Source organism: Sphingopyxis sp. LC81 (assembly GCF_000756375.1).
GTDB lineage: Bacteria > Pseudomonadota > Alphaproteobacteria > Sphingomonadales > Sphingomonadaceae > Sphingopyxis.
On the sequence record NZ_JNFD01000035.1, the window covers coordinates 101,687 to 113,925 of the forward strand.

General features: G+C 66.9%; 8 protein-coding genes. 4 read left to right on the forward strand and 4 right to left on the reverse strand.

Annotation, left to right across the window (positions count from 1 at the left end; translation table 11 throughout):
* Positions 1–129 precede the first annotated feature (129 nt).
* Positions 130–3,573: a chromosome segregation protein SMC gene (gene smc / locus FG91_RS16415; protein WP_037516988.1), complete on the forward strand. Its 3,444-nt coding sequence runs from the start codon at positions 130–132 to the stop codon at positions 3,571–3,573.
* Here smc and ubiA read toward each other — a convergent pair whose 3' ends face one another.
* The 4 genes from ubiA to FG91_RS16435 all read right to left on the reverse strand — a co-directional run bounded on the left by ubiA (position 3,574) and on the right by FG91_RS16435 (position 7,447).
* Entirely contained in the window at positions 3,574–4,482 is a 909-nt protein-coding gene (gene ubiA / locus FG91_RS16420) for a 4-hydroxybenzoate octaprenyltransferase (protein ID WP_037516991.1), read from the reverse strand.
* Between the two features lie 66 nt (positions 4,483–4,548).
* Complete coding sequence (locus FG91_RS16425; protein WP_052187770.1) at positions 4,549–5,208, reverse strand: TadE/TadG family type IV pilus assembly protein; 660 nt, start codon at positions 5,206–5,208, stop codon at positions 4,549–4,551.
* A complete protein-coding gene (locus tag FG91_RS16430) occupies positions 5,208–5,804 on the reverse strand; it encodes a TadE/TadG family type IV pilus assembly protein (protein ID WP_037516993.1) in 597 nt (198 codons plus the stop codon). The genes FG91_RS16425 and FG91_RS16430 overlap by 1 nt, the downstream gene beginning before the upstream one ends.
* Complete coding sequence (locus FG91_RS16435) at positions 5,801–7,447, reverse strand: TadE/TadG family type IV pilus assembly protein (protein ID WP_037516995.1); 1,647 nt, start codon at positions 7,445–7,447, stop codon at positions 5,801–5,803. Before FG91_RS16435 ends, FG91_RS16430 begins: the two co-directional genes overlap by 4 nt.
* Before the next feature lie 202 nt (positions 7,448–7,649).
* Between FG91_RS16435 and FG91_RS16440 the strand changes: the two genes are divergently transcribed.
* The 3 genes from FG91_RS16440 to FG91_RS16450 all read left to right on the forward strand — a co-directional run bounded on the left by FG91_RS16440 (position 7,650) and on the right by FG91_RS16450 (position 11,953).
* Positions 7,650–8,399, forward strand: coding sequence for a 16S rRNA (uracil(1498)-N(3))-methyltransferase (locus FG91_RS16440; protein WP_037516997.1), 750 nt, complete (start codon positions 7,650–7,652; stop codon positions 8,397–8,399).
* Positions 8,400–8,561: 162 nt separating this feature from the next.
* A complete protein-coding gene (locus FG91_RS16445; RefSeq protein WP_037516999.1) occupies positions 8,562–10,472 on the forward strand; it encodes a proprotein convertase P-domain-containing protein in 1,911 nt (636 codons plus the stop codon).
* A gap of 107 nt (positions 10,473–10,579) precedes the next feature.
* On the forward strand, positions 10,580–11,953 hold the full coding sequence (locus FG91_RS16450) for a glutamate--cysteine ligase (protein WP_037517001.1): 1,374 nt from the start codon (positions 10,580–10,582) through the stop codon (positions 11,951–11,953).
* Positions 11,954–12,239: the final 286 nt, after the last annotated feature.

The following is a 12,239-nucleotide window of genomic DNA, read 5'->3' on the forward strand; positions in this document are numbered from 1 at the left end:
CCGGGGTGACGGATAAGGGAAGCGAACCCCTTGCGACTCCCCCCGCCGCGCGGCATGACGGCCTGCAGGGGGATATGTGACACCAAGGTTGCACCAGCTCCGATTCGATGACCTGCACGGGGCCGCCCCGTGCAGATAAAGCGGCTGCGCCTCACCGGTTTCAAAAGCTTCGTCGAACCCACTGAACTCCGTATCGAACCCGGACTGACCGGCGTCGTCGGCCCCAATGGCTGCGGCAAATCGAACCTGCTCGAAGCGATCCGCTGGGTGATGGGCGAATCCAGCCCCAAGTCGATGCGCGGCGGCGGGATGGAGGATGTGATCTTCGCCGGCACCTCGACGCGCCCGGCGCGCGATTTTGCCGAGGTGGCGCTTCATTGCGATACCGAAGGGACACTCGTCGCGGGTCTGTCCGATTCGAGCGACGGCGACGATCTGGAGGTCATCCGGCGGATCGAACGCGGCGCGGGCAGCGCCTATCGTGCCAACGGCCGCGACGTGCGCGCGAAGGACGTCGCGCTGATCTTTGCCGACGCCGCGACCGGCGCGCACAGCCCCGCGCTCGTCAGCCAGGGCAAGATCGCCAATGTCATCGCCGCCAAGCCGACCGATCGCCGCGCGATGCTCGAGGAAGCCGCGGGCATCGCGGGGCTGCACGTCCGCCGCAAGGATGCCGAGCAGAAACTGCGCGCGACCGAAACCAACCTCACGCGCCTCTCCGAGATCGTCGCTGACATGGAAGTGCGCGCCAATGCGCTGCGCCGGCAGGCGCGCGCGGCGGAAAAATACAAGAAACTCTCCGACGACATCCGCATTGCCGAAGGACGGCTGATCTACGCACGCTGGCGCGACGCCGCCGCCGCCGCCGACCAGGCGCGGCGCGATGCCGACGCGGCCGAGGCGGCGGTGAAAACCGCGCAGGACGAACTCGAAACCATATCGAAGGCGCAAGCCGAGGTCGCAACGCATGTCGCCGCGGCGCGCAGCGACGCACAGACACAACGCGACGCGCTCGCCGAGGCGACCGCGACGCAGGTGCGCTTGCAGGGCGAGGAGCGCGCGGCGCTCCAGCGGCTTGAGGATCTGGCGACGCAACAGCGGCGTATCGCCGACGACCGCGCGCACGAAGGCGAACTCGCGCGCGAAGCGCATGGCGCGCTGACCGCGCTCGACGCCGAAACCAAAACGCTGGCGCAGGAGATTGCCGGGCACGACGCCGGCAAGGCCGCGCTCGCCGACGCCAGCCTCGCGGCACAGGCGCGCCTCCGTGACGCCGAGGTCGCGCTGGCGCAGGCGCGCGCCAAGGCGGCGAGCGAGGCCGCCGACCGCCGCATCGCGGTGTCGGCCCGCGACAGCGCCGAAGCCACCGTGCGCCGCGTTGCCAATGACAAGGCGCGCGTCGATGCCGAGGTTGCCGCGCTCGGCGACAGCGCCGCGCTCGCGGCGACGCATGCCGACAGCGTGAAAGCTGCCAACGCCGCCGAAGCCGCGATCGCCACCGCCGAAAACGCGCTGCACGAAGCCGAAGCCGATCGCGAAGCGACGGCGGCCGACCTTGCAGGCATCGAGGCGGGGCTCGCCGAAGCGCGCGCCGCGCTCGCCGCGCTCGAAGGCGAGGCATCGACGCTCGAACGCGCGCTCGCGGCAGCGCGCAGCGACGCCGACCGCATTCTCGACCAGCTCCGCGTCGCGCCGGGCTATGAAGCCGCGCTCGCCGCCGCGCTCGGCGACGATCTCGACGCCGGGACCGACAAGGATGCGGCGCGCAGCTGGGGCGGCGCCGATGCCGCGAAAAGCGATCCCGCGCTGCCCCCCGGCACCAAGCCGCTCGCCGAATTCGTCCAGGCGCCCGCCGCGCTTTCGCGCCGTCTCGCGCAGGTCGCCGTGGCCACGACCGATAGCGGCCAGCCGCTCGCGGTCGGCCAACGCCTCGTCACCGTCGATGGCGTGATGCGCCGCTGGGACGGCTTCGTCACCCGCGGCGACGGCGCCACCGCGACCGAGCGGCTGCAACGCCAGAACCGCCTCGACGAACTCGCCGCGCAGCGCCCGCAGGTCGAACTCGGCGTGCAGGATCTGCGCGACCGGCGCGATGCCGCTGCCGCGAAGGCGTCCGACCTGACCGCCGCCGCGGCAGCCGCGCGCAAGGCGCTCGCGCAGGCCGACGAAACGCGGCGTAGCGCGCTGCGCGCCGCCGATCAGGCGCAGGCCGCGATCGACCGCCACCGCGACGCCGCGGCGCTGTTCGACCGCCGCCTCGCCGAGATCGCCGACGCCGCGAAGGACGCCGCCGAGGCGCTCGCGGTGCAGGAAGCCGCGCTCGCCGCGCTGCCCGACGACAGCATCGCGCGCGCAGCGCTCGAAGCCGAGGAGCAGACCGCAGAACGCGCGCGCGCCGACGCCAATGCCGCGCGCGATGCGCTGGCGGCGCACGAACGCACGCTTGCCAGCCTGAGCGAACGGCAAGCGGTCGTCAGCGCCGAGATCAAGAGCTGGAAGGCGCGCGCGGGCGAGGCCGCGCGCCGCGTGACCGAAATGGACAAACGCGCCGACGCGCTGGCGGCCGAAGCAGCGAAACTCGCCGACACCCCCGCCAAGCTCGCGCAGCAGCGCGCCGCCGCCGAGGCACAGCAGGCCGAGCTGCGCGAAAAGGTCGCCGCCGCCGAGGCACAAGAACGCGCCGCCGAAGCCGCGCTGCGCGAGGCCGAAACCGCGCTGAATGCGATCCGCGAGCGCGTCGCCGCCGCGCGCGAAACGCGCGCCGGGGCGATCGCGCGCTCCGAAAATGCCGAGCTGCGCCGCATCGAAATGGGCCGGCTGTCGGGCGAACGTTTCGAATGTCCGCCGCCGCTGCTGCCGCAAAAGGCCGGGTTCGAATCGGGCAGCGTCGGCGATGCCAATGCCGAATCGGCGCAGCACGACCGGCTGGTTGCCGACCGCGAGCGGCTCGGCCCGGTGAACCTCGTCGCCGCCGACGAACTCGCCGAACTCGACACCGAGCGCGAGAAGAACGCCGCCGAGATCGAGGAGCTGACGCAAGCCGTCCATCGCCTGCGCGGCTCGATCGGCAATCTTAATCGCGAGGGCCGGGTGCGGCTGCTCGCGGCGTTCGAGGCGGTGAACCAGCATTTCCAGCGGCTGTTCACGACGCTGTTCAACGGCGGGCAGGCGCATCTTGAGCTCGTCGATTCGGACGATCCGCTCGAGGCCGGGCTCGAAATCATGGCGCAGCCGCCGGGCAAGCGCCTCGGCACGCTCACCTTGCTCTCGGGCGGCGAACAGGCGCTGACCGCCGTGGCGCTGATCTTCGGCCTCTTCCTGACCAACCCCGCGCCGATCTGCGTCCTCGACGAAGTCGACGCGCCCTTGGACGATGCCAATATCGAGCGTTTCTGCGACCTGCTCGACCGCATGGCGCGCGAAACGAACACGCGCTACCTGATCGTCACGCACAATGCGGTGACGATGGCGCGCATGCACCGCCTGTTCGGGGTGACGATGATCGAGCGCGGGGTATCGCGCCTCGTGTCGGTCGACCTCGGCGGCGCCGAGGAACTGCTCGCGGCCGAATAGCTAGGGCGCCATTCCCACCACCAGCATCGCCGCGAACACCAGCAGCCCCGCGAACCGGTTGCTGCGGAATTTCGCCAGCGCATCCTCGCCGTTCGCGGGGTCGAGCGTGACCACCTGCCCCGTCAGATGCACCGCCGCGGGCAGCAGCGCGATCAGCACCAGCGGATCGGGGCGTACCGCCCATAGCGCGCCGCCCCAGCCGGCGAGCGCGAGCGCGTAGCACAGCGCGACCCCGCCCTTCACATGACGCCCCATCGCGCGCGCGCTCGACTTCACGCCGATCAGCATATCGTCCTCGATATCCTGCAGCGCATAGATGGTGTCATAGCCGATCACCCACGCGATACAGCCGGCATAGAGCAAGGGCAGCGCGGGCCCTTCCGCCCCGCCGACCGCAACCCACGCGACGAGCGCGCCCCAGCTGAACACCAGCCCCAGCCACGCCTGCGGCCACCAGGTGATGCGTTTCATGAAGGGATAGCCCGCGACGAGGATCAGGCTGCCGAGCGCGACGATCTGCGCCGGGCGCGGCAGCTGGAGCAGCACTAGCAGCCCGACGAGCGAGAGCAGCAAAGTCCACAGCAACGCATTGCGCACCGACACCGCACCGCTCGCAACGGGGCGCGACGCCGTCCGCGCGACCTTTGCGTCGAGGTCGCGGTCGACGATATCATTATAGACACAGCCCGCCCCGCGCATCGCGATCGCCCCGATCAGCATCCACAGGAACAAGGGCCAGTGGCTCACCGCCCCCCCGCCGAGCGCAAGCGCCCAGGCACAGGGCCAATAGAGCAGCCACCAGCCGATCGGGCGGTCGAACCGCGCGAGCAGCGCATAGGGCCGCGCCGCGGAGGGCAGCAGGGCGACGAAACCGCGAAGCTGGCTATCGGGAGGATGGGTGGCAGTCATCGGCAGCGGCGATGTAGCAGCCGCGGCGCGCGCGATAAATGGCTGATTGAACGAAGCCCGTCGCGATCAGCTACAGGTCGATGCCACGCCGGGCTCGAACACCCCGCCGGTGAGATCGCGCGCCTCGCGGATGTTGAACGCGGCTGTCGACTTGATCGTCCGGGCACCCAGCCATTTGCCATAGAGCAGGGGCTGATAATTATAGGTAACCTCGACGAACATCACGGCGGTCCCCGGCGCGGCCGTGACTTCCTCGCCTTCCGGCCCCATGCCTGCGAAATCGTCGCCTTCCGCGCCCTCCCCTTCCGGACCAAATTCCGAATCGATGTCCAGATCGCCATAGCAGCGCTGCCAGTGTATCCACTGACCGTCATCGGTGTTGCGTTCGAGGCTGGAGAGGATGAGGCGGCCATTTTTCTTGAAGTCCAGCCCCCCCGCCTGCTTCTCGATGCCTGCGAACACGTCGTTGATATCGACTTCGCGGACTTGCGGCAGCGCCAGGTTGCTTCCCGCCGCGATGCGTGAGGCATTGTCGGCAACGCTCAGCCCGATCTGGCTGATGCGCGTGTTGACGAGCGTCAGATTCGCAATTTCGAGGCCGCCGAAGCCGATCAGCGCCAGCAGCGGGATGGCAAAGGCCATTTCGATGATGACCGCGCCCCGGGCGTTGCGCGCGAGCCGGCGGATGGCAATCCGCGTACGGCGGACGATGGGGAGGCGGGCCATCACAGGCACTCGTCCGGCGGAGCATCGGAGCCGGTGGCGAACGGTTGATTGCGCAGAACCGTGGAATAGGAAAGCGTCGTTGATTGCGGCTGGCCCAGCATTTTCCATACCGGCAGGACGCGGTCGAACGTCATCGACACCGTATAGAGGATCACGTCCTCGGCGCCGCCGTTGCCCTCGATGCCGCGGTCGGCGTCCCATCGGCCATTGTTGTTGAAATCGTCATAACATTCGCCGACGTCATAAGTGCCGCTGGCGTTTTCGTCGGTATAATTTTCCTCGACGCCAACCTGATCGAAACGGTCATATGCCTTGCGGGTGAAGGACATCGTCGCACTCTGGAACACGTTCAGAACCTGTGTCTCGATACGATCGTCGAGCGCGGACTGATCGAGCGCATAGGCCTGTAGCGTCGAGTCGCGACCGGCCTCGCTCACCGCGCCCTGCAGCACCTGCTGGGCGTACATTTGCCAGCAAAAGTCGAATATCCCCAACAGGACGAGAAGGAAGACCGGTGCGGTCAGCGCGAATTCGACCAGCGCCGCTCCGCGCTCGTTCCGGCGCAGGCGGCGAAGCAAGGCGGCGCGGCGCGTCACTGCGCCAACCTCAGCTTCGACATCTGCCGCGCGATCGACTGGAAATTCCTGTCCAGTTCCACCGTATTGCTCGAGGCAAGCGCCTGACCCGACGAGGCGCATCGGCCGAGATTCCGATTCGACTCGCTCTCCTCCTCCTCCTCGGTGAGGCCGAAGGACACCACCCAGATGGTGATATTCCGCTCGCGCGCGGCCCGGCAAAGCTGCAGGAACCGGTTGGTGTGCCGCGCATCCGAATCCGCCTTGCTGGTCGAACCGACCCGTCCCATCGACCGTTCCACACCCTGGTGCGTGAACTGGGTGACCGACGTATCGATAAGGCCGTCGGTCATGAAGAGGATGTGCCGGTCGATCGGCTCGCCCTCGTCGGTGGCGTCATTTTCGTCGGCGAACAGCCCGGTCGGCGAAATCAGCCGCGCCCCCCACGCCATACCGACGTCGTGATAGGTGCCGCCGCCCGTAAGCAGGCCATCGATATATTCGTCGAAAGTCGCCTGGTCCGCGCTCGTCATCACCGTCAATTTCATCGCCGGATTGGGACAGGCGGCACCGCTGGCACTCGAATAGTTCGTCGATGTCACCAACGGCGCGACTTGCCGGCGATCGTGAACGAAGGCGGGAAGGAACAATTGCCATTGGGTCTCGACTGCGGTCGTGGGCACCATGTCGATATCCATGTCGAAGGCCTCGGGCGGCGCCGTCTCGTCGGGGCCGAAAGGCGTGGTCGCCCGCTCCATGATGCAGCCGCGCCAACGGGTCGACACATTGCCTCCGTTGCTGCCCGTGGCGAACCTCAATATGGTGCCATCGGAGCCGATCGTGGGCGATCCGACAGGGAAAGTCCGATCCTCATAATGATAGACGTTCTTCGTCACCATCCGGCAGACCCATTTCCGGTTCCTTCCCGACCCCTCCCATCCGCATTCTTCTTCCTGGACCGACGTCGAGAATCGCGAGGGAATCGTGACGTCTTGCGACAGCCACGCGGCATTTTCGTCGGCGAGGATTTTTCCGACATTGACCGTGGTGCTATAGGGTACGACGCCGAAACGGAGCTGGCCGTCGCCGATGTCCGCGCTGGTCAGGGTGGCGAAGAAGGACTTCGCCGCCGCTTTCAGCCCGGTTATCTTGTTCGCCGTATCGCCTTCGTTCGTCCACTCCATCGATCCGGTCACGTCGAGCACGAGCATCACATCGATGTTGGAGATTTCGAGCCTTGCCGTGCACTCGGCAGACAGGTCGAACTGGCTCTTGCCGAAAATATACATGAGCGCGGTGGGGAGGGTCGCACTCGCGGTGCCAGCGACGTCGGCCGTGCCGTCCGCCTCCGATTCGAAGCTGATAGCCGTGGCGCCATAGCGCCCGGTCGGGAAGTTGAAGTTGAACATCTTGTTCGCTTCGGCTTCCTCGTCGGCGCCATAAGCGCCGGCCCCCATCGCGCGGCGCCCGGCGAGGACGCCGGCGTCGCACGCCTGCTGCAGGCGCAGCTGCGTCATATAGGCGCGGCCGATGTCGACCGCCGAACCGACGATCCCGATCACGGGCACGATCGCCGCCGCGGTCAGCATGAAAGCATTGCCGCGCCGGTCGCGCAAAAGCTTTGTGACGCCGAGCCGCAGCCGGCTGAATACGGTCCCTCGCATGGCCTAACCCCTCTTCGCCCCGCGACGCCCCCCACTAGATGGGCCGCTGGTATTCTCGCACCTAGGGGAGGACTGCTTACCAAAATGCTAATCGCGGCGCGGGGGACCGGTCCGGATCGGCGGTTCTGACCCGGACCGGGACAAGGTTCATCGCCTCACGGCAAAGGATGCACAAAATATCGCCTTCTGTTATCGGCCTCCCATGCCCGCGACTCCCGCCTGGCCGCCCGCCAGCACACCCCGCCTGTTCGTCGATCTGCCGCTGGGGCCCGATGCCGCCCCCATGATCGACGGCCCCGCCGCGCATTATCTGCTCAACGTGATGCGGATGAAGGCGGGCGACCCGATCCTGCTGTTCGACAATATCAGCGGCGAATGGCTCGCGGTCGTCGCCGATGCCGCGAAACGCTCGCTGACGCTGCGCATCGAGCGGCAGGTCAGCGACATCGAGCAAGTGCCCGACCTCTGGTTGTGCTTCGCGCCGGTCAAGAAGGCGCGGCTCGACTGGATCATCGAAAAGGCGACCGAGCTTGGCGTCGGCCGCCTGCAGCCGGTCATCACCGAACGCACGATCGTCGAACGCGTCAAGCGCGAGCGGCTCGAGGCGCAGATCGTGGAGGCGTGCGAGCAATGCGGGCGCACCGCGCTTCCGACGCTGGCAGAGCCCGTCAAACTGCCCCAGCTCTTGAAGGACTGGCCGACCGGGCGCGCGCTGCTGTTCGCCGACGAGGCCGGCGGTGCGCCGCTCGCCAGCGTCGACGCCCCGGCGCCGGCGGCGATCCTCACTGGTCCCGAAGGCGGCTTTACGGCGCGCGAGCGCGAGCTTCTGACCGGCCATCCCGCTGTCCGCCGCATCGCGCTCGGCCCCCGCATCCTGCGCGCCGAAACCGCGGCGATCGCCGCCGTCGGCATCTGGATGGCGCAAAATGGCGATTGGTCGGCGGGTGCGTGAATTCCCGCTTTTGTCCCGTTGCCGCACAGAAATGCGGCCGAGTTGCCGATTTTAACCCGATATTAGCTATGCGCGCCCCATAGCGGCGCCATGCAACGGCGGGACCAGAGCCGATACCGCTGGCGTGGGGGCCAGTGTTTGCAGTCTGTGCGAGTATGTCTCATGCTCGTTTGGCTGGCGGTGACGCTTGCCAGCAATCCCGCCGCCGCACAGACGACCACCAGCTACAGCAACACGACGACCGGCACGATCAGCGAAACCGCGACCGCGTGCGCCAGTCCGATGGTGCGAAATTTCTCCGTCGCCGCCAATGCGCAGGTCACCGATGTGAATATCGGGGTCCAGTTCACGCACAGCTATCGCGGCGACGTCCGCGCGACACTGGTTTCGCCATCCGGCACGGTGGTCAATCTGATCACCAACGTCGGCACCTCGGCCGACAATCTGAACGTCCTGTTCGACGACAGCGCGGCGGCGAACATCTCGACCCATACGAGCAACGACAACACGGCCGCTGCGCCGCCCTATCAGCGCAGCTTCCGTCCAGAGGGATCGCTCGCGAGCTTCAACGGACAGGGCTCGGCCGGGACCTGGCAGCTCACGATCTGCGACTCGCTCAATGGCGACAGCGGCAATTTTACCCGCACCGACCTGACGCTCACGACGGTGCCGATCGCGCCGTCCGCCGACCTGTCGCTGACCAAGTCGGTAAGCAACGCATCGCCCGCGTCGGGCGCCAGCATCAACTATATATTGAGCGTGACCAACGCGAGCGGCTCGGCGCTGACCGCGACCGGGGTGACGGTGCAGGACACGCTACCCGCGGGCTTCGCCTTTACCGGCGCGTCGGGTTTCGGCAGCTACAACAGCACGACCGGCGTATGGACGGTCGGCAGCATCCCGCCCGGGACGACGCGGACGCTGACGATCACCGGCACCGTCACCGCCACTGCGGGGGCGAGCGTGACCAATATCGCCGAGGTCAGCGCGTCGTCGGCGTTCGACGCCGATTCGACGCCGGGCAACGGCGCCGCGGGCGAGGATGACTATGATTCGGCGAGCTTCACCGTTTCAGGCACGCGCACCGCAGGAACACCGCCGACGCTCGTCTGCCCCGTCGGCACGACGATGCACGACTGGGACGGCGTCACCTGGGCGGCGGGAACGACGAGCGGCAGCTATGCCTTGACCGCGATCGGCACGATGAATTTCAATATCGGCATCAGCGGCGGCGCGTTCCTGAACAATGCGACCTATGGCGGGCAGTCGCCGACGCGCCAGAATGTCGTCACCGGCGGTTTCTCGCCCGCGCAATTTTCGATCTTCGAGATCGTCGACATGTCCAGCCAGGCGGGCGTCGTCACCACGACGATGACGCTGCCGACCGCGGTTCCCGGCGCGCAGTTTCGCCTGTTCGACATTGACTATGCCGGGGGCCAGTTCGCCGACCGGGTGACCGTGACGGGAAGTTTCAACGGATCGCCGGTCACGCCGACGCTGACCAACGGCGTCAGCAATTATGTCATCGGCAACAGCGCCTATGGCGACGGCACCTCGGCCGACGCCAGCGCGAACGGCAACGTCGTCGTGACCTTTGCTGCGCCGGTCGATACTATCGTCATAAGCTACGGTAACCACGGCCTGGCGCCCACCGATCCGGGGCAACAGGCGATCGCGATCCACGACATCATTTTCTGCCGCCCGACCGCGAACCTGACGATCGCCAAGACCAGCAGCGTCGTCAGCGACCCCACCAACGGAACGACAGATCCAAAGGCGATCCCCGGCGCAACGATGCGCTATTGCATCCTTGTCACCAACAATGGCAGCGGCACCGCGACGGGCATCAACATCGCCGATCCGCTGCCCGCAAGCACGACCTTCGCTCCCGGTTCGCTGCGCAGCGGCACGAGCTGCGCGGGCGCGACGGCGGTCGAGGACGACAATGCGAGCGGCGCCGACGAAAGCGATCCGTTCGGGGCATCGATCGCCGGCAATATTGTCGCCGCGACCACGCCGACACTCGCACCCGGCAACGCCTTGGCCATCGCCTTCGACGTGACGATCAATTGATCGGCATGGCGCCCGGATCGCGCTTCACGACGCACCTTCGCGCCGCGGTGAAATAGCGGGCGCCAACAGCCGATTGCATTCTGTACCGAACCGTATAATGGCGCGATATGAGCACGCGCACCGCCTCGGACAGCAACGATCCCATCGTCGAAAGCCGCGACCAGCTCGCGGTCCCCATGATCAAGGGCGAAAAGCCCAAGGACCGCTGGCGCATCGGCACCGAGCACGAAAAATTCGTTTATCGCACCGCCGACCATCGCGCGCCCAGCTATGACGAACCCGGCGGCATCCACGACCTGTTGATGGCGCTGACGCGCTTCGGCTGGGAACCGGTGATCGAGGGCGGAAAGGTGATCGCGCTCGCGGGCAGCGATGGCACCGTCAGCCTCGAACCCGCAGGCCAACTCGAACTCTCGGGCGCGCCGCTCGAGAACCTGCACCAGACCTGCGCCGAAACCGGCCGCCACCTGAAACAGGTGAAAGAGGTCGGCGCCGAACTCGGCCTCGGCTTCCTCGGGCTCGGCATGTGGCCCGACAAGACGCGCGCGGAGCTGCCGATCATGCCCAAGGGGCGCTACAAGATCATGCTCGACCATATGCCGCGCGTCGGCAGCATGGGGCTCGACATGATGCTGCGCACCTGCACCGTCCAGACCAACCTCGATTATCAAAGCGAGGCCGACATGGTGCAGAAGTTCCGCGTGTCGCTGGCGCTGCAACCGCTCGCGACCGCGCTTTTCGCCAGTTCGCCCTTTACCGAGGGCAAACCCAATGGCTTCATGTCGTACCGCAGCCATATCTGGACCGACACCGATCCCGCGCGCACCGGCATGCTGCCCTTCGTGTTCGAAGATGGCTTCGGATATGAGCGTTATGTCGACTATATGCTCGACGTGCCGATGTATTTCGTCTTCCGCGACGGCAAATATATCGACGCCGCGGGACAGAGCTTCCGCGACTTCCTGAAGGGCGAGCTGCCCGCCTTGCCCGGCGAAAAGCCGCGCCTCTCCGACTGGAACGATCATCTCTCGACCGCCTTCCCCGAAGTGCGGCTCAAGAGCTTCCTCGAAATGCGCGGCGCCGACGGCGGCCCGTGGAACCGCATCTGCGCGCTTCCCGCCTTGTGGGTCGGCCTGCTCTACGACCAGGGCGCGCTCGACGCCGCCTGGGATCTCGTCAAGGGCTGGAGCATCGAGGAGCAGCAGACGCTGCGCGACGCCGTCCCGCGCGACGGCCTTTGCGCGCCCGCCCCCGGCGGCGGCACCGTCGGCGAACTCGCGCACCGCGTCCTCGACATCGCCGCCGCGGGGCTCGCCGCACGCGGCGAGGTCAATTCGATGGGCGACAATGAAGTCGGCTTCCTCGAACCCCTCCGCCGCATCGCCAAGAACGGCAAATCCCCCGCGCACGACCTGCTCGACCGCTACGAGGGCCCGTGGGGCGGAGATCTTTCGAAAATCTACGACGAACTGAGCTTCTAAAACTCACCGCCGCATGGGTTGGACGTCTTTCCCCTCGTCATCCCGGACTTGATCCGGGATCCACGGCAGCGCTGAAGTCATGGATCCCGGATCAAGTCCGGGATGACGATGATCGATGGCGGCGACCGCAGGCGATTGAAGCTCCCCGACACGACAGAAAAAGTGCAGCAATTGCGCAACACTGCTGACATGAAAGTCAGCGGCGCACGCTTCCGCGATTGATTGCGCGCGTGCGGAAAGCCAAAGAGCCTTTGGTTTTTCCACTCTCCCATCATCAACTCTGTTT